An 18,538-nucleotide genomic window follows, 5' to 3' on the forward strand; every position below is an offset into this window, starting at 1 on the left:
GGAACGTCCACATACGATGTGCAGATCATGGTCTTCATCCGGGTGCTGGGCGCGTTCGCAGCGGAGGTAGACGGTGCGGCCGTTCACCTCGGCGGGCCGCGGCAGCGGGGCGTGCTGGCGTTGCTGGTGGCGGCGCGTGGGCAGGTCGTGCCGGTCGACCGGATGATCGAGGATCTGTGGCGCGGGGAGCCGCCCGCGCGGGCGCTGATGTCCCTGCAGGCGTATGTGTCCAACCTGCGTCGGTTGCTGGAGCCCGGACGTCCGCCGCGCACGCCGGCCCGGCTGCTGGTGAGCGCGGCGCCGGGTTATGCGCTGCGGCTGCCACCGGAGGCGGTGGACGCGTGGCGTTTCGAGGGCCTGCTGGGCCAAGCGCGTACGGACACCGACCTACGCGCCGCGCAGGCTCGGCTCGCCGAGGCGCTGGGGCTGTGGCAGGGACCGGCGTTCGCCGAGGTCGCCGACGAGCCGTGGGCCGCTGCCGAGACGGCCCGGCTGAACGAGCTACGCTTGGTCGCCACCGAGCTGCACGTCGCGGCGGGTCTGCGCATCGGCGACCCCGCCGCGGTGGTTCCCGAGGCCGACCGGCTCACCCGCGACGAGCCCCTCCGCGAGGAAGGCTGGCGGCTGCACGCCCTGGCACTGTGGAGCAGCGGCCGCCAAGCCGACGCGCTGGCGACGCTCCGCCGCGCCCGCGGCATCCTCGCCGAGGAGCTCGGGCTCGACCCCGGCCCGGACCTGACGGCGTTGGAGGAGGCGATCCTCACCCAGCGCACAGACGTCCTACGCGCGACCGTGCCCCCGCCCCTGCTGACCGCCCCGCTGCCGCAGGTGGCCCCTCTCCCGGGGGCGGCTCCGATCGTCGAGGCGCCGTTCGTCGGACGCGAGGCACAGCTGTCGGCACTGGTCACGGCCGCCACCGGGGCTGCCACCGACGGAGCCCGTATCGCCCTTGTCACCGGCGAGGCCGGGCTCGGCAAGTCGGCGCTGCTGGAACACCTCGGCAGGCGGCTCGAACGTGACGGGTGGCTGGTCGCCGTCGGCCGCTGCCCCGAGGTCGACAGCGCGCCGCCCGCGTGGGCCTGGACTGAGGCGCTGAGAGCCGTCGCCGCGTCCAGGTCCCCGGGCGAGTTCGCGGACGACCTCGCGCCGCTGCTCACCGACACCGGGCCGGTGAACGCCGATGCCACCGCTGGACGGTTCCGCCTGCGCCAAGCCGTGTGGAAGTGGCTTGCGGCGGTCGCCACGGAACGCCCGGTCGCCGTCGTGCTGGACGACCTGCACTGGGCGGACGCCGCCACGCTGGAACTGCTCGGCGGCGGCCTCGGCATGCGGGCTCCGATCCTGGTCGTCGCCGCGTACCGCGCGGACGAGAGCGGGCACCTCACCGAAACGCTGGCCTCCCTCGCGCGCGCCACGCCCCTCCGCCTAGCGCTGCCGGGGCTGAACGACGAGGCCGTCGCGGAGCTCGTACGGGCCGAATGCGAGGCCGACGAGGAGACCATCGCAGGGATCGCCGAGCGCACCGGCGGCAACCCGTTCTACGTGCGCGAAAGCGCCCGGCTGCTGAACGGCGAAGGCGTGCTGGTCGCCCTCTCCGAGGTCCCCGAAGGCGTACGGGACGTCCTGCGCCGACGGCTCGCGCGCCTGCCCGAGGGAGGCGTGTCCGTCCTCCGGCTGGCCGCGGTCGCAGGCCGGGAAAGCTCAGTGGACGTCCTCGTCAAGGCCGCCGACACCGACGAGGACGGGGTGATGGACGCGCTGGACGCGGGCGTCATCGCCGGGCTCCTCGACGAGCCCGGCCCAGGCCTCATCCGCTTCGTCCACGCCCTCGTCAGGGACACGCTCATCGCCGACGTCAGCAGATTGCGTGCTACCCGGATGCACGCCCGGATCGCCGCCGCTCTTGAAGGAACCGACGACATCGCGGCGCTGGCCCACCACTACGCGCGCGCCGGCTCACCGAAGGCCGTCGGCTACTGCGTCCAGGCCGCCGAGCTTGCCGAGGCCCGCTACGCCCACGACGTGGCGGCCGACCTCCTCACCGATGCCGTCACCAACTCGACCGGACCGGACGAACGGGTCGAATTGCTCGGCAGGCTGCTGCGCGCGCAGATCCGGGCGGGGGCCGTCGGAGCCGCCCGCGAGACGCGCCGTGAAGCCGTGGAGTACGCAGAGTCTCTGGGCCGCGACGACCTGATGATCGCCGCATTCACCGCGTGGACAGAGCCGACCGCCTGGCAGGCCCGTACGTACGGCACGGTGGACCGGCCCATCGTCGACCGCCTGAGCCGCCTGCTGAAGCGTGACCTGACCCCTTCGGTGCGGTCCCGGCTCCTGACGGCGTACGCGCACGAACTGGTCGGCGAGGACGACCCGACGGTTGTAGAGGCAGCGCAGGAGGCACTCGACCTCGCCACCGAACCCCGGTTGCGGGCCGCGGCACTCGAGATCCTGGCCGAAGTCCACGGCGACGCGGAGCTCTGCCGGGAGCTCGTGGAGATCGGCACCGAACACGACCTGCCGGTCTACCGCGTCACTGGGCTGCTCAACCATGCCGGCGTCGCCGCCGCCGCCAATGACCCGGTGACCATGCACCAGGTGATCACCGAGGCCCTGGAACTCGCGCGTACCTACCGAATGCGCGAGGCGATCGCCGTCGCCGAGATCACGCTGGCGAGCCTGGCGCTCATCGAAGGCCGATTCGCCGATGCCGAGCTCCTCTACATCAAGGCCGACGAGGGCATGCGGCGCATCGGATCGGTGCACGCCACGGGCTTTTTCCAACTCGCCCTGGCTACGATCTGGCTGAACGAGGGCACGCTCGGTGCGCACCTGGACGACGTTCGCGCCCTCCACGCCGTGCTCGGCCCCATGGTCTCCGACCTGCTCGCGCTCGCCCTCCACGCCAACGGCCTGGACGCCGAAGCTCGCGAGGTCCGCGCGTCACCCAGCCCGATCCGCCCCGACTTCTTCTTCACCTTCCTCACAACGTTGCGCGCGATGGCCATCGTCGCCTTGAACGACCGCGATGCCGCCGAGGAGATCTACGCGACGCTGCTTCCGCATCGCAACGGCCCCCCGGCGGGCGCCGCGAGCCTGTCGTTGGCGCTGCGCCCGGTCGCCCACACCCTCGGTGAACTGGCCGTCTTCCTCGGCCGCACCGACGAGGCCGCCGCCGACTTCACCCAGGCCGCCACCATCGCCGACCACTGGAACGCACCCCACTGGGCCGCCGAGGCCCGGTTGCGAACGACCACCTAGCCTCTGCCCACGGCGCCGCACATCTGTGACACAGAACTTGAATTATCTGTCACATCGCCTGCCCGGAGGACGTCCGTGTCCGTCGTGTCCTTCGTATCCGGTCGCCGCGCTGACGCCCGAGCAGTACGCCGCGGTGATGGAGCGCTGGACGACCGCGGCCGCCGCCACCTGGAACCGGCACCTGTCCGCCCTGGTCTCCTTCACCACCTGGGCCCAGCGCCAGGACCTGCTGGCCACCAACCCCGCCCGGCGGCTGGAGCGCCGCAAGAGCGCCCGCCGCGGCGACCGCGCCATCCCGGCCACCCGGCTGGACAAGCTGTTCACCGACCCCGCGCACGCCCTGCGGGAACGCCTGCTGTGGCGGCTCCTGTACGACACGGCCGCCCGCGCCGAGGAGATCCTCACCCTCAACGTCGAGGACCTCGACCTGGAGTTCCGCCGCGCCCGGGTCGTGTCCAAGGGCGGCGCCATCGAATACGTGCACTGGGCCACCACGACGGCCCGGCTGCTGCCCCGTCTGCTGGCCGGCCGCACCTGCGGGCCGGTGTTCCTGGCCGACCGGCGCGCTCCTTCCTCCGGCCGCCGCGCGCCGGCATCCGGCGACGTCTGTCCCGTCACCGGGCGGGGCCGCCTGTCCTACCCACGCGCCGAATACCTGTTCAAGACCGCTTCGGCCGAGCTCGACCCACACCGCCAGGGGTGGACCTTGCATCAGCTGCGTCATTCGGCGCTCCAGCATCTCGCGCAAGCCGGACGCACCGCGCCCGAGCTCCAGGCCAAGAGCCGCCACCAGCACCTGGCCAGCCTCGGCCGCTACGTGCACCTGGGCGAGGAGACCTCCGCCCGCAAGACCGCCGACGCCGACCCCATCCGGCGGCGCCGCCCTCGCTGACCGCACCGCACCAGGGCGGCCGACCGCTCAGCATGCCGGCCACACCCGCAGAACCTGCTCGTCATTGGGAGTCGGGCTCGACCCGCATCCCGACCGCCCTCAGCGCCGCCGCATACGCGGCCACCTGCTCCCCGGCCCCGCTCGCAGACCCGGCGAAAGCCACCAGGAAGGGCCGCTCCGCGCCCCCGCCCTCCACCACGAACCCGGCCCGGCTGTCGCTGAACTCCATCAGCCCGGCAGCACGCAGTGCGTCCCGGACTCGCTCGGCATCGCGATCGCGCTCGCTCCACAGCGGCCGCCGTCCTTGGCCGTAGCCGAACCTCGGCTCGTCATCGCCCATGATCCCACCGTAGACGCCTCGCGACTGCCGTCCAGGCCCTGTGTATCGCCGCAGGTCAGGCAAATCCGTTGGAAATTTCCCCGGGACTACAGCGAGGCCATTTTCCCAGGACGGCGCCGACACTATCGCAGATAATCGTGGAGTATCTGCGGCTAGCTGCTTCCAAAGGGGAGCCGGGAGAAGCTGTGCAGCGCTGACCTGCTCTGAGAGGGCTTAGCGCACGATCCGGTTCCGATGTTCCTCAGACCCCGTGCTGAACTCGCCGCTGATCGCCAGCACGGCCAAGATGGCGACGACCGCCTGGCCTGCTTGGATGCCGAAGAGGCTGATCTTGGCGGGGTCGTAGCCGCAGCCCGACGAGGTGCAGGACACGACAGCGGCTGCCGCGACGCTCACAGCGACGGTCAGCATGACGAGGGCGAGCAGGAGCCAGCCGGTTCCCGTCAGCGTGCGGAGTTTCGTCCATTCTGCGTACAGGTGCTGTGTCATGCGTCCCTCCGGCGTAGCAGGACGACGGCCAGGCCGAGGGCGAGCGCGGCATAGCCGGCCAGCACGGCGAAGCCGGCCCACGGCGCCAGCGGGTAGAAGCCGGCGATGGGCGCGTAGTGACCGAGCACGTGGGCGTACTCGGGGATGCTCTGCTGGATCGCGAAACCGGCGGCCGGGGTGAGGCGCAGCAGCCATCGCGCCGCGGTGTCGGGCAGGACGGAGGTTGTCGCGAGGACGTGCGGGACCACGATCAGCACGATGGCGGTGATGACTCCCCCGACGCTGCGCCGGAACAGGGCGCCGAGGGCGAGGGCGAGCACGGCGGCGACGGCGAGCAGTGCCGCCGTGCCGACGACGACACGCACCTCGGTGAGCCAGGACACCGGAAGGATGTAGTTGCCGTTGGCGCGCAAGATCTGGGTACCGAACGTCAGCGTGATCGCGGTGGCGGCGAGTCCGGCGACGAAGGTGACCGTGCCGATCGTGAGGGCCTTGGCCACCAGCATCCGGCCGCGGCGCGGGATGGCGATCAGGGTGGTGCGGATGAGCCCGCGCCGGTATTCGGCGGTGACGAACATCACCGCCACCACGATCACTACGATCAGCCCGGTCAATGGACCCGCCGAGATCTCCCTGCGTCACCGTCAGATCGCCGGGGGAGGTGGCGAACAGCCCGATCTCGACCGTGGCCGGCAGCCCGGACAGGCGGGCGGTGCCGACCTCGGCCCAGTTCGTGCCGTCGGTGGACTCGTACCCGGTGAGGGTGTCACCGGAGCGGGTCAGCCCGGAATTCGACCGCGTCCCTGGTGAGCTCCAGGTACGCCTCCTCCAGCGTCGCGCGGTAGGCGGACACCTCGGAGAACGGCACCGCGTTGGCGTTGAGCAGGTCGGCCACGCTGGTGTCGGTGATGACCCGGCCGCGGCCGACCACCACGAGATGGTCGGCGGCATCTTGCAGCTCGCTCATCAGGTGGCTGGAGACCAGCACGGCGCGTCCTTCGGCGGCCAGCGAGCGCAGGAAGCCGCGGATCCACACGATGCCTTCGGGGTCGAGCCCGTTGACCGGTTCGTCCAGCATGAGCACCGGTGGATCGCCGAGCAGCGCCGCGGCGATCCCGAGCCGCTGGCGCATGCCCAGCGAGAAGCCGCCCGCCTTGCGCCGGGCGGCCGAGGTTAGCCCGACCTGCTCGAGCACCTCATCCACTCGCCTGACGCCCAATCCTTGGGAGTGGGCCAGCCACAGCAGATGGTTGCGCGCGCTGCGGCCGGGCTGCAGCGCGGCGGCGTCCAAGAGCGCGCCGATGTGGCGCAGGGGGGTGCGCAGACTCGGGTACGGCCGGCCGCCGACCAGCGCGTGACCCTCCTCGGCCGCGTCCAAGCCGAGGATCACCCGCATGGTGGTGGACTTTCCCGCGCCGTTGGGCCCGACGAACCCGGTGACCTGCCCCGGCTGGACGGTGAAGGACATGCCGTCCAGCGCCAGGGTGTGGCCGAACCGCTTGCGCAGCCCGGACACTTCGATGGTTGCTTGCATGCGTTCGGTTGTACGGAAAAGGCCCTAACACGTGCCGAACGGAGGCTGTCATAGCGCTGTTAGGTCCGGCACGGTGTGCTGCGGCACTGCACCGACGCGATTCTCGCTGTCCCGTCGCAGATGATCGGAAAGACACACCCTAGACAGCGCTTTCGGCTTCGGCCTTGTCAGCCGGGGCCTGTGGCTTGGGGCGGCCGGGCAGGAGCAGGCAGAGCGGTACGGCGACGGCGGTGAAGGCGACTGACCACCAGAAGGCGTCGCCGAAGCCGTCGGCCACGGTGCCCGGGGTGTGGCCGCCGGTGGTGTGCTGGAGGATGACGGCGAGCACGGCGGTGCCCACCGAGCCGCCGATCTGCTGGGCGACACGGGTGATGATGCTGGCGTCGGGGATCTCCTTGTGTCCCAGGCCGAAGTAGGCGGCGCCGGTGAGCGGGATCATGGCGGCGCCCATGCCGATGCCGCGCACGAGCAGTGCGGCCATGAACAGCACCTTGCTGGTGTCGGCGGTGGCGACGGCGAACGGCACGGTGGCCGCAGTGGCGAGAGCGAATCCGGCGAAGGCGACCCAGCGGGGGCCGATGCGGTCGGTGTAGTCGCCAGCCCGGGTGCGCGCGATGAGTGCGCCGACGCCCTGCGGGATGAGGAGCAGTCCGGCGCCGAGCGCGTCCTCGCCCCGGACCTGCTGCCAGTACAGCGGCAGCAGCAGCATCGCCCCGTACAGGGTGGTGCCGGCCAGGAAGACCAGGGCGGAGGAGGAGGCCAGCGCGCGGTGGCGGAAGAGCCGCAGGTTGACCAGCGCGCCGGCGCGCGGCAGTGCCCAGGCGGTGAAGCCGCCGACCAGGGCGAGCCCGCCGATCAGCGGCACGAGCACCTCGGCACTGGTGAAGCCTGCGCTGCCCTCGACCCGGGACAGTCCGTAGATGATGGCGGCAACCCCCGGGGAGAACAGGAGCAGGCCGACGATGTCCAGGCGGGCGCGGGGACGGTCGGGTGCGGGACGGTCGTCGGGCAGGTTGCGCCAGGCGAGCCAGCCGCCAACGACGCAGAAGGGGATGTTGACGAAGAACAGCCAGCGCCAGTCAGCCAGACTCAGGATGATGCCGCCCAGGACCGGGCCAAGGATGGGGCCGAGCGCGGTGGGCCGGGTGACGGTGGCCATGACCTTGCCGATGTTGCGGCCCTTGGCGGCCTGAATGACCAGCGTGACCATGAGCGGCATCATGCTGCCGCCGCCGATGCCCTGGACGACGCGGAAGACGATGAGGCTGGTCGCGCTCCACGCCGAGGCGCACAGGACCGAGCCGAGCAGGAACATGCCCAGCGCGGCGATCCACAGGTGTTTGCCGCCGAGCCGGGACTGGGCCCATCCGGCGAGGGGGATGGCGACGAACACGGCCAGCAGGTAGGCGGTGCTCACCCACTGAATCGTGGACAGCGAAGCGCCCAGGTCCTTGGCCAGGTCGTTGATGGCGACGGTGACGATGGTGGTGTCGAAGACGACGGCGAGGGCACCGACGATGACCGTGAACGCCAGGCGCCACACGGCAGGGTCGACGCGGTCGGGATCCAGCGCCGCAGGCACGGTCCCGGTCCGGTTGGGAGCGCTCACGAGCACCTCCTTAAGATAGAGAGTCTTATCTTGCGATTCCCAGAGTAGGTCGCTGAGATAAGATAGACAAATCTATCCAATGGAGGTGTGCGGATGCCCGAGCGACGCCGCGGAGCGGCACTGGAGAAGGCGCTCCTCGATGCAGCCTGGGAAGAACTCACGGCCAACGGCTACGCCAGATTCACCATGGACGCCGTCGTCCAGCGCGCCGGCACCAGCCCTCCCGTGCTCTACCGCCGTTGGTCCGACCGCGACGAACTCGTCCGAGCGGCCATCGCCCACGTCCTGGAGCAGTCCCGAGTCGACGTCCCCGACACCGGGAGCCTGCGCGAGGACCTCCTCACCCTCATGCGGACGATCAACACCACCCGCGTCCAGCTCATCACCGTCATGAGCGTGCACCTGGCCGACTACTACCAGGAGACCGGCACCCGCCCCGGCGACCTCCTCGCCACAGGACGCGAGAACACCGCCGACGTGCTCTTCGACCGCGCCGTCGAACGCGGCGAGATCAAACCGGAACACCTCAGCGAACGCATCAAGTCCCTCCCCTTCGACCTGCTGCGCCACGAAATCCTCACGACCTTCGCCCCCGTGCCCGACCGCGTCCTCGAAGAGATCGTCGACACGATCTTCCTCCCCCTTATGCGCCGACCGCGACACCTCTCATAAACGGCGACGTCGTGCCCGGATCGCCGTGCCGGTCCCGTTCCGGGGCGGTCGCCGGGATCTACCACACCGGCCGGTTCACCCAGGAGCTCCAGTCCCAACTGGACGCCCTCGAAGGCCACGGCATCCCACGCGACAAGATCTTCGCCGAGAAGATCTCCACCCGCCTCAAGGTACGGCCCGAATTCGAGAAGGCCCTGGCCACCGCACGGCAGATCAAAACGCGCGCCCCGCACTGCCGCTACTGCTGCGCGGCCTGGGCCACGGTGCGGGCGTGCGCGCCCGAGCCGACCTCGTCGAGTCGGCGTCCTTCGGGGAGGCCAGGAGTTCGAAATATTTCGGAACGAGGTCAGAACAGGCTTGGCTGTCGTTGTTCCGCTCCGAGCTTGCGAAACTTTCAAAGCCCAGCCTCTTGATATGCCCTAGTCAAGGCCACCGAGAGTGGCATTGGCCCCGAAACATTTCAGCGATATCGTTGACACATTTCGTGGCGTTTCTCACACTGAGTGCGGTCACCAAGTGATGGTCGGCGAGATGAACCGACAGCGTTGGAGCGGTATTGACGCTCCGCAAGATCTTGCTCGACGCCTGACGTACTCGACATCCGTGATCATCGATCGCCGATCGTCGCTTCCGTCGCCGTACCCGGAAGGAGAGCCCTAGTGATCATCAGCTCGGTCCGCTCTAAGATCCGTTCGACGGTCGCCGTGCTGGCGGCAGCGGCGACGCTCGCGGTCGGTGGAGCGGTAACGGTAGGAGCCGAGGCCGCCGCGCCTCTTGCAGCCGGTGTTGAAGACGAGGGTGCCGACTGCGCGGTGCCCGGCCTGCCCGACTCAGGATCTTTGCCTACCAACTCCCGCCTCCCCGATCCCTTCAAGAAGCTGGATGGTACGCGCATCTCCGCCAAGTCCGACTGGCGGTGCCGACGGGAAGAGATCAAGAAGCTGGCGGAGAAGTTCGTCTACGGCGAGAAGCCCGGAAAGCCGGCAAGTGTCACGGGGACGGTCTCGAGAACCGGCATCACTGTGAACGTGACGCACAACGGCAGGAGCTCCAGCTTCTCGGCTAGCGTCGAACTGCCGAGTGGTTCCGGACCTTTCCCGGCCGTCGTCGTCTTGGGAGGATTCGGAGCGGACACGGCCGCCATCAAGGCGGCTGGTGCTGCCGTCATCAACTACGACCCCTACGCGGTTGGAAAAGAGGGCACGCCACGAAATAACAAACAAGGCGCGTTCTACAGCATCTACGGCTCCTCGAGCAGCACGGGGCTGCTCCTCGCCTGGGCCTGGGGTGTGAGCCGAATCATCGACGTCATCGAGCAGTCGGGAGGCGGCATTCTCAAAGCGGATTCGACCGGCGTCACGGGATGCTCGCGGTTCGGAAAGGGCGCCTTCGTGATCGGTGCGTTCGATCAGCGCATCGCTTTGACCATGCCGATCGAGTCGGGTAGCGCTGGTGTTCCCATCTTCCGCGGGATTCCCGGAGAAGGCGCCCAGAGTCTGAGCAGCGCCTACGGTGAGCAGCCGTGGCTGGGCGACGCGTTCGGCTCCTTCACGAGCAGCCCGACCAGGCTGCCGGTGGACACGCATGAAATGGTGGCAATGGTCGCGCCGCGGGGACTATTCATCATGGATAATCCCCACATTGCCAATCTGGGCCCCAAGTCCGCGAGCGTGGCGGCCCTGGGCGGAGCGGAGGTCTACAAGGCGCTCGGCGCAGGAGACAATATCACCTACTGGTCCGACATCCAGGACGGTAATCACTGCGCCAACAGGCCTGAATGGAGGACCCCCCTGCAGCAGAACATCCAGAAGTTCTTGCTGAAGACGGGCAATGCTCCCGGCGCGATCAGAATCTCGTCCAGGGCGCAGGGCAATTTGTCTGAGTGGAGAGACTGGCAGACTCCGACCCTCAACGACTCCAGCCCGTCGCCCACCCCGACCATCACCCCGACACCGACACCGACGCCCACCCCGACCATCACGCCGACGCCCACCCCGACACCGGTGCCCGGTGGATGCGCGGCCACGATCCAGACGGTGAACGCCTGGTCCGGCGGGTTCCAGTCCACCGTCACCGTCCGCGCCGGCAACAGCGCCATCAACGGCTGGACGGTCAACTGGAGCTGGCCCGGATCCCAGGCCATCACCCAGTTGTGGAGCGGCGTCCGCTCCGGCTCCGGAGCCAGCGTCACCGTCCGCAACGAATCCTGGAACGGCAGCCTTACCGGCAACGCGACCACCACCTTCGGCTTCACCGCCAACGGCACCGCCGCCACACCGACCCTCACCTGCAGCGCCTCCTGACCCCGTGACGGCGCGGTGACGCGCCCGGGATCGCGGACCGGCGGCGGCACCCTCGTCACGAGCGAGGGTGCCGCCGCGCAGCCCCCGGGGGCGAGGAACCGGTGGACAGCCGTTGGCGCTGAGTGCTCTCGCGTTTGGCAGTCAGGATGGCTGAACTTCGTCGAAGAGGGCGAGGGCTTCGGTGGGGTCCGGGCTCACGAGGCGTTCCAGACCGGCCGTCGTGATCTTCGCCCACCTGCCGGCCCGTGCCCACATCTGTTCCTCGAAGGCGCGGACGGCCTCGTCCAGATCGCCGGGGCCGGGGGCGGCGGCGACGGACTCGGCGAGTTCGGCGCCTTCCAGCATCGCGAGGTTCGCGCCCACCCCCAATGGGGGCATCAGGTGGGCGGCGTCGCCCAGTAGCGTCACCCCGGGGGCGTGGGCCCAGGTGTGGGACACGGGCAGGACGTAGAGGGGGCGGTGGACGAAAGCGGTGCCGTGGCGGAGGAGGTCGAGGACGGGAGCGGCCCAGCCGTCGAACAGAGCCAGCAGGCTTGATCGCATGGCCTCGCCGTCGGCCAGGTCCAGGCCCGCGTCCATGCCTGCGTCCAGGCCCGCGCGCCGGTTCAGGCCCATATGCCGGTCCAGGTTCGTGTGCCAGTCCAGCGGCGCGCGGAACTGGGCGTACACCTTGACGTGACCGCCGCTGTTGCGCTGGGCGACGAGGGCGCGGTTCACGCCGTACACAGCCATGGAACCGTCGCCGATCAGCCGGGCGAGGTCGGGGTGGCGGGTGTCGACGTCGTCCAGGGAGGTCTCGACCAAGGTGACGCCGGTGTAGTGCGGCGTCGCGGACGAGATTGCCGGGCGGACCCGGGACCAGGCGCCGTCCGCGCCGATCACGAGGTCGAACGTCTCCTGTCGCCCGTCCGCGAAACGGACCAGCACGCCGTCCCGGGTCCCCGGCACCACCTCCGTCACGCCCCGCCCCCACTGAACGTCCAGGGGGCCGAGCAGCAGGTCACGGAGTTGCCCGCGGTCGATCTCGGGATTGGCCCGGTCACCCGGACGGGGTTGCCAGTCGCGAAGCACGGTCCCGTCCAAGTCCAGGATGCGCATGGCCTGCCCCTCGGGACGGGACAGCGCCTGGAACTCCGCCAGCAGCCCCGCCTTGCCCAGCGCGAGCTGGCCCAGGTTTTCGTGCAGGTCCAGCGTGCCGCCCGGGGGACGGGCGTCGGGGGCGGGATCGCGTTCGAGGACGGTGACGGGGTGATCGTGGCGGTGCAGGACGCGGGCGAAGGTAAGGCCGGCGGGGCCGCCTCCAATCACGGCGATACGATGTCTCATGTAGATACACTGTATTTTGCTGAGACGGTGTATCGCAACAGTACGATGTATCCATGACTGTGTGGGACCGGCCGGAGCCGCCGACTCGCCCCGCGCCGCTCGACCGGGAGCGAATCGTTGCCGCCGCCATCGCGCTGGCCGACGAGGGCGGGCTGGAGGCGGTGTCGTTGCGCAAGGTCGCCGCCCGGCTGGACGTCGGCCCGATGCGGCTGTACGGATACATCTCCACCAAGGAGGAGCTGTTCGACCTCATGGTGGACGAGGTCCACGCCGAGATCCTCCCCGAGGAGCAGCCCGGTGACTGGCGGGAGGTGCTGCGCATCCGCGCCGACCGCACCAGGCAGGCCACTCTCCGTCACGAATGGCTGGCCGACCTGCTCGGCGGCCGTCCGACTCTGGGCCCAAACGCCCTCGCCGTGACTGAGGCCACGCTGGCCGCCCTCGACGGCCTCGCCGACCTCGACACCGTCATGCGCGCCGTGGAGACCGTCAGCGCCTACTTCACTGGCGCGATCAGGCGCGAGATCGCGAACCTGCGGGCCGAGCGCGCCACGGGCCTGTCCAAGCGCGACTGGCAGCGCGCCTCCGGCCCGCATGTGAGGAGGATGCTGGCCACGGGCCGCTTCCCGGCGCTGGCCAAGGTCGTGCACGACGGCACGGAGGTGGACGCCGAGGCGTCCTTCGCGACCGGCCTGGACTGGGTCCTCGACGCCGTGGCCGCCAAACTCGCCCGGCCGCCGGCGTGACGCTCAGGATTTCCAGGTGACATCCGTGGCACTGCATGACGCCGCCAGACTGCGCACCTACCTGCTCGACTGGTTCAGAGGCAAGCTCTGACGCCGGACGACCGGGCGGCCCGAAGCCGCGCCTGCTCCTCCTCCGAGAAGCAACGGCCGGGCCCCGTCGGCGACACCGCGCCGAGATGCGCGGTCCCGCGAAGGATGCGAAAAGCCGCGCTCACCGTGGAGACCACTGCGAGCGCGGCATTCGGACCGCAGGTGTGGGCGGTGGGTCCTACCTGAGCGATTCAGAGGCCTTCCGGGCCCTGGCCCGCCATCCAGGACAGGCCCCAGAAGGAGCGCACCGTACGAAAGTCGGTGAAGAACAGCCTGCTGGAACAGCGGTTGGACTTGAAGGTGCAACCCGCCGGGCGGCTGTCATCCCCGCCGATGATCACTCCGGCCGCGAGAACGCTGCTGGAGTTGTCGGTGAGGGTGAACACGGGCCCACCGCTGTCGCCGTTGCCCGCGGCGAGCTGACCTTGCAACTGGTCGCCGACGGACACCGCCCGGGAGACGTGGGTTCCCCAGTCGAGTGTCGAGTCGGTCTTGGTGATCTTGATATCGCAGTGGACGCCGCTCCACGCGCCCGAGGCGCACACCAGCGAGCCCTTTCGCGGCGCCGAGGTCCCAACGACCGGCTTGGCGAACTCCGACCCGTCCTGCACGCCACCGTCCCACATCCAGCCGGTGACGAACTTGCCCGAGTCCACCGCGATGAGCGCGGAGTCCAGCGCGGGGTTGACCGCCTCGACATGGCCGATGACCACCGGGCCGCCCGTGGAGGAGCTCCCGGTGCGCACCTCGTCTCCGACGGAGTAGCAGTGCGCCGCCGTGATGAGCTTCGCGGGGTAGACCCAATCGGGACCCGCCGGGGACATCAGCCCGCCGAAGGACGTGCTGCATTCGTTGATCTGGATGCCGCCCTCGAACGGCGAGGCGCCGCCCCATCGGCCGTCATAGGGAGTCGGCGCCGGCTCCACTTCGGTGCTCACCACCAGGGGATCGGCCGGGGCCTTGGCGGCCGTTCCCGCCTCGCGGGTGACCCCCAGTTCCAGGCCGCTGCCGTCCGGGAGCGGCGTCACGCGATGGACGTCGCCGCCGGCGCTGAGCCCCCGCGTCCGGATGATCTCCTCCGCCCGCTCGCGCAGTTCGACGGCCGAATGCGCCGCCTGGTGCACCCGCACGCGGATGCCACGCGGCGCCCTCGCCGCCACGGCGTCGACCGCCTTGGGCGCGGCACCCTTCCAGTACAGGTGGACGATGCCGTCCGGCACGTCCAGGACCACACCGGCGAAGCCGGCTCCGCCGGAGGCCTCCAGGCCGTCGGCCAGGGCGAGCATCGGCGCCTGCCGGCGAGCCCATTCCGCATCGCGGGTGGAGGACGCCGGCCCGCCATGCCCCGGACCCGCGTTCGCCGGCGGCAGGGGGAGGAGGAGGGTGGCGCCGGCGGCGGCCAGCACCCCCATCGCCAGCCTCGTGCACCGGCCCAGCCAGGAAGTACGACGTAACATCTCTCTCGCCCATCGTGTGATATGGCGACACCCGAACGGCGTCGACGACGTGAAGAATCATCGCCGCCGGCCTGCCGCCTCCGGATGAGCAGTCACTACTCATCTCAGGTCCTGCCGGCACGGATGTCGTCGCGCACGCGGGAAAAGTGCGGGTCACCGGGGTTCGGGTTGATCTCGCTGGGGAGGGTGTCCGCACGTCTGCCTTGGGCGCACGGTGCAGCCGCTTCTCGTGGGCGGGGAACGCGCCGGGGTCACCGGCGCCGCGCAGCAGGATCAGCTCGGCCGAGAACGGGCCGATACCTGGAAGGGCCCGAAGGTGCGTGAGCGCCTCCTCTGGCGGCCGGCTGCGCAGCGCGTGCGCGTCGAGCGAGCCCTGGGCCGCGGCGCGGCCGAGCGCGTGCATGTGCGCCGATCTGACCCCCGCACAGCAACAGGAACTTCTCGAGATGCTTGCGATCTGTGTCCGAAGCCTCGCCGAGAAGCCTTAGCGCAGCGGCTGGGGCTTTGCCCCGGTGCCCTTCCTGCTCCGCGACGACCGGTGAGGTCTTCTGGCGTGAAGGCAGAGCCGCCGGCTGCGATGACCCTGTTCATCGCAGTCGGCCCTGCTCCGGGAGGGTCCTGCTGAACGTCTCTTCCGTGACGTCCAAGATTCTGTTTCCACGCTTCTCGGCCACGGCGATCCATGACCAGGAGCCTCATCCGCCGGCGAAGGAAACGAAGGGGAGCCGCAAGACGAACGTGCACCGGCGGGGAGACCGCTGATGGCGCTGCTCACGGCGCCGGCGTGACCCCATGGAGGGCCGGGCTCACCCGGATGGTCGCTACCTGGAACTCTCCGCGTGGTGTTCCACGGATATCGACGACGTACGTCTGCGTGCCGCGGGCATCCGCGTCATCGCCGACACAGCCGAGGAAGATCACCGCCTGCCGTGCACACTCTAACGGTGATCGGCGCGCACCCCGAGACCATTGCCGTGTCGAAATGATCCCCACTCGGCCGAGAACGACCGGAAGGTCGCCGATGCTTACCTGCTTCCGACGGCGGTCCGCGAGTCGACCCGCAAACGGATCTACCTGAGGAACTGCGCATGACTCGTGCTGGTTGAGAGCCCCGCGACCCGTGGGTGCGTCCACGGGCGGCACCGGAACCGGCCCTCTGGTCGCGCGCTGGATGACCGGGCGCTGCTTCGTGGACGTTCGTCGTACGGGGCCACCTGACGGGCGCGCCACGGGCGTCGTACGCCCCCAGAGCAGGCCGTAGTCCGCGCTTCCACGCCGACCACCGCGAAACGCAGGTAAACGCGAAGATGATTGAGCCACTCGCGGAGCCGATGGCGACAGGGAAACGCAACCGACTCCTCGCCCTCTTACGGAAGGCACGAGGCGCGCGCCCGTCACTGGAACCGGATTGAGACCTCCGGGCCTGCTGTGAGCGTGGTTGGCTTGGTCATCCTCGCGTGTACCTGGTCGTACCCGCCCTACCGATAGGCCCTGCTGTAGGGCATTAGTCGTTTGATCTGATCGTCCACGACCTGGCGCTGGATCAGCCGCAGGGGGACACGTAGTAGCCGGCGCCGCCGCCGCAGGTGGTGCCGTCGTTGACGACGACCACACCGCCGGTGGGGACCAGGCCCGTGGTCACCACGCCGGTGGGGACCACGCCGCCGCCCCAGTAGCCGTTACCCCAGTAACCGCTACCCCAGTAGCCGCCGCCCCAGGGACGGCCCCAGTAGCCCCCGCCCCAGGGACGGCCCCAGTAGCCGCCGCCCCACGGACGACCGCCCCAGCCGCCGCCCCAGCCTCCGCCCCAGCCTCCGCCGCGACCCCAGCCACCGCCGGGGCCGCGGTCGGCGCCGACCGCGGCGCTGTCGGCCTGAGCGGCGTTGACCGAGTGGTGCGGGGTGGACGTGTCCGCCGAGGCGGCGACGGGTGCCATGACGGCGAGAGCGGCACAGGCAGAACTGGCCAGAAGTAGTTGGCGAATCATGCTTGTGTATCCTCCTGTCCGATTGCAGTCACTGATTGTGACCGCTGCCACGCTATCCAGCCGTCGATCATGAATCTGGACTGAAACAGGTCAAGGGATGGCAATCAGGTGTGCCACGGCGAAGGCATAGCAGGCCGATCAGGGACAGATCGCGCTCGCCGATGTGCTTGACAGCGAAGATCCAGTCGAAGTCGTCGAAACCGATTCCGGCGAGATGTCCCTCGTCGGGGTCTGCTCCTGAGCAGCGTCCTTTCGTGTGATCAGATGTGGAGCGCTGGTGTGCCCAGCCAGGTACGGAGGGCCTGCTCGGCGGGCGCGGGGTCGGTGGTCCCAACGACGTGACCATCGGGACGTACCAGCATCGAAGGGCCTGACTTCGCCGTGGTCACGCTCACTCGATCCGCCCAGGCGTCCCCCAGCGCCCGCAGGCCGGGTCGTCCTCACCCGTCAGCAGCAGGGCCTGGCCTGTGCGGCAAGGTCTGCCCGGAGACGACCGCGTCGAACAGCCGGCCGGCGGGATCCCAGGCTTCGAACGCCGCCACCTCGACCTCGAGCCCCCGTTGTCGCGCCCATTCGGCCATCCGCGCGTCGACCTCGACCCCGACACCCGGCGCGATCATCCCCGACTGAGGCCCGGCCTTTTGCCGTTTACTACCGGCGGGCCTTCCAGGAATTCTTGGGCGCGTTCCCAGTCGGGGTTGCCGTAGTACTCGCCGGGAATCGGGCGGATATCGCTGACCCGCGGTGAGCTTGTGTCAGGTCCTGGTCGGGAGCGCGGCGAACTCGGCGTGGGCCTGGTCGACGGCGTCAGGGTAGGCCTGCGTCTTGGCGTGGTCGGCGAGTGCGCGGTAGATGCTGGCCAGGCTCGGGTTCTTTCCTCTGCGCTTGCCGGTGGGGATGATCAGGTCGGAGCGGATGTCCTCGACGGACTCACCGCCTGCACGCCGGCGCAGCACGGTGTGCAGCATGTCGTCGGTGATGACCGGCGGCCGGCCACCATGGTTTCCCTTGCGGGCAGCGGCGTTGAGCCCTTCGAGGGTGGCTTCGCGGATGTTCTCGCGTTCGGTCTCGGCCATCGCGGCGAAGAACGCGAACAGCACCCGCCCGGTGCCGGAGGGGTCGTAGATCCCGGTCAGCGGTCCGGCGAGCATTTCCAGGGCGATGCCGTGCGCGGTGAGGTGGTCGGCCAGCGCGGTGAGCTCGGCCGAGTCGCGTCCCAGTCGCTTCATCTCGTACACGGTGAGGATGACCCGGCAGTGCGGGGCGTGGGCCTTGATCTGGCGGCAGGCCTGCAGGGCGGCTTCGAACTTGGGGCGGACCCGTACGCGGGTGGAGACCTTCTCGGCGAAGATCTTGTCGCGGGGGATCCCGTGTGCGGCCAAGGCGTCGAGCTGGGACTGGAGTTCCTGGGTGAGGTGGGAGCAGGGGCGTAGCCGACGCGGATGTCGGTGGCTGGGGTGTCGGCGGCGATCGGCGCCGGCGGCGGGGTGCCCGGCCGCCACAGCTGCCCCGGCCCGCGGTCGGCCGGAGTCGGCACGCGCAGCAGTTTCGCCAGCTGCGGCACCTTGGTGAACCGGCCGGTGTGGTAGGTGCCGGCGACCGTGCCGGAGCGCGACCGGCACGGCGAGCCGGGCTCGACCGCGCAGCGCGGGCACGGGTGCCGTTCCACCTCATCGGCGTCGGACACGGCGGCGGGTCCTGGCTTGCTCATGCCGAGATCGTCTCACCAACCATTCGCAGAACAGCCTGCACCGGTTGTTGGGTGAGAACGGGTTCTGAGAAGAGATCCGGTGCCTGCCGCCCATCGGCGACGCAATGTTGATCTTGCTCTC

Annotated in this window: 16 protein-coding genes; 5 read left to right on the forward strand and 11 right to left on the reverse strand. The window is 69.9% G+C overall.

The features are described 5' to 3' along the window. Nucleotides 1-27 precede the first annotated feature (27 nt). Nucleotides 28-3,261: a BTAD domain-containing putative transcriptional regulator gene (locus OG589_RS12995; RefSeq protein WP_405148949.1), complete on the forward strand. Its 3,234-nt coding sequence runs from the start codon at nt 28-30 to the stop codon at nt 3,259-3,261. A gap of 136 nt (nt 3,262-3,397) precedes the next feature. Beyond that, nucleotides 3,398-4,153: a tyrosine-type recombinase/integrase gene (locus OG589_RS13000; protein WP_405148950.1), complete on the forward strand. Its 756-nt coding sequence runs from the start codon at nt 3,398-3,400 to the stop codon at nt 4,151-4,153. Nucleotides 4,154-4,214: 61 nt separating this feature from the next. Here OG589_RS13000 and OG589_RS13005 read toward each other — a convergent pair whose 3' ends face one another. The 5 genes from OG589_RS13005 to OG589_RS13025 form a co-directional block, all read right to left on the reverse strand. Beyond that, entirely contained in the window at nt 4,215-4,493 is a 279-nt protein-coding gene (locus OG589_RS13005; protein WP_405148951.1) for a hypothetical protein, read from the reverse strand. Between the two features lie 213 nt (nt 4,494-4,706). Then, nucleotides 4,707-4,982: a hypothetical protein gene (locus OG589_RS13010; protein ID WP_405148952.1), complete on the reverse strand. Its 276-nt coding sequence runs from the start codon at nt 4,980-4,982 to the stop codon at nt 4,707-4,709. After that, a complete protein-coding gene (locus OG589_RS13015; RefSeq protein ID WP_405148953.1) occupies nt 4,979-5,596 on the reverse strand; it encodes a hypothetical protein in 618 nt (205 codons plus the stop codon). Before OG589_RS13015 ends, OG589_RS13010 begins: the two co-directional genes overlap by 4 nt. Nucleotides 5,597-5,748: 152 nt before the next feature. Continuing rightward, nucleotides 5,749-6,516, reverse strand: a complete 768-nt coding sequence (locus OG589_RS13020) for an ABC transporter ATP-binding protein (RefSeq protein ID WP_405148954.1) — start codon at nt 6,514-6,516, stop codon at nt 5,749-5,751. Between the two features lie 139 nt (nt 6,517-6,655). Continuing rightward, nucleotides 6,656-8,125, reverse strand: coding sequence for an MDR family MFS transporter (locus OG589_RS13025; RefSeq protein WP_405148956.1), 1,470 nt, complete (start codon nt 8,123-8,125; stop codon nt 6,656-6,658). Between the two features lie 93 nt (nt 8,126-8,218). Here OG589_RS13025 and OG589_RS13030 point away from each other — a divergent pair, with 93 nt between their 5' ends. Next, nucleotides 8,219-8,797 (forward strand): TetR/AcrR family transcriptional regulator, encoded by a 579-nt coding sequence (locus OG589_RS13030; RefSeq protein ID WP_405148958.1) that lies wholly within the window; start codon nt 8,219-8,221, stop codon nt 8,795-8,797. A 659-nt stretch (nt 8,798-9,456) separates the two neighbouring features. Then, the gene (locus OG589_RS13035; protein ID WP_405148960.1) at nt 9,457-11,100 is read left to right on the forward strand and encodes a cellulose binding domain-containing protein; all 1,644 of its coding nucleotides are present in this window, start codon (nt 9,457-9,459) and stop codon (nt 11,098-11,100) included. A gap of 141 nt (nt 11,101-11,241) precedes the next feature. On the opposite strand, the gene OG589_RS13040 is transcribed toward OG589_RS13035, so the two are convergent. Then, nucleotides 11,242-12,426: an FAD-dependent oxidoreductase gene (locus OG589_RS13040; RefSeq protein WP_405148961.1), complete on the reverse strand. Its 1,185-nt coding sequence runs from the start codon at nt 12,424-12,426 to the stop codon at nt 11,242-11,244. Nucleotides 12,427-12,479: 53 nt separating this feature from the next. On the opposite strand from OG589_RS13040, the gene OG589_RS13045 reads away from it, so the two are divergent. Beyond that, the gene (locus tag OG589_RS13045; RefSeq protein ID WP_405148963.1) at nt 12,480-13,172 is read left to right on the forward strand and encodes a TetR/AcrR family transcriptional regulator; all 693 of its coding nucleotides are present in this window, start codon (nt 12,480-12,482) and stop codon (nt 13,170-13,172) included. Nucleotides 13,173-13,453: 281 nt separating this feature from the next. Here OG589_RS13045 and OG589_RS13050 read toward each other — a convergent pair whose 3' ends face one another. From OG589_RS13050 to OG589_RS13070, 5 genes are all read right to left on the reverse strand, one after another. Then, nucleotides 13,454-14,719 (reverse strand): hypothetical protein, encoded by a 1,266-nt coding sequence (locus tag OG589_RS13050; protein WP_405148965.1) that lies wholly within the window; start codon nt 14,717-14,719, stop codon nt 13,454-13,456. Nucleotides 14,720-16,262: 1,543 nt separating this feature from the next. Beyond that, complete coding sequence (locus tag OG589_RS13055; RefSeq protein WP_405148966.1) at nt 16,263-16,655, reverse strand: hypothetical protein; 393 nt, start codon at nt 16,653-16,655, stop codon at nt 16,263-16,265. Nucleotides 16,656-16,966: 311 nt separating this feature from the next. Further along, nucleotides 16,967-17,134 (reverse strand): hypothetical protein, encoded by a 168-nt coding sequence (locus OG589_RS13060; protein WP_405152034.1) that lies wholly within the window; start codon nt 17,132-17,134, stop codon nt 16,967-16,969. Between the two features lie 12 nt (nt 17,135-17,146). Next, the gene (locus tag OG589_RS13065) at nt 17,147-17,326 is read right to left on the reverse strand and encodes a hypothetical protein (protein WP_405148967.1); all 180 of its coding nucleotides are present in this window, start codon (nt 17,324-17,326) and stop codon (nt 17,147-17,149) included. Between the two features lie 135 nt (nt 17,327-17,461). After that, nucleotides 17,462-18,088 carry a recombinase family protein gene (locus OG589_RS13070; protein WP_405148968.1) on the reverse strand — a complete coding sequence of 209 codons (627 nt, stop codon included), beginning with the start codon at nt 18,086-18,088 and terminating at the stop codon, nt 17,462-17,464. Nucleotides 18,089-18,538: the final 450 nt, after the last annotated feature.

The organism is Sphaerisporangium sp. NBC_01403, from assembly GCF_045040145.1.
Lineage (GTDB): Bacteria > Actinomycetota > Actinomycetes > Streptosporangiales > Streptosporangiaceae > Sphaerisporangium > Sphaerisporangium viridialbum.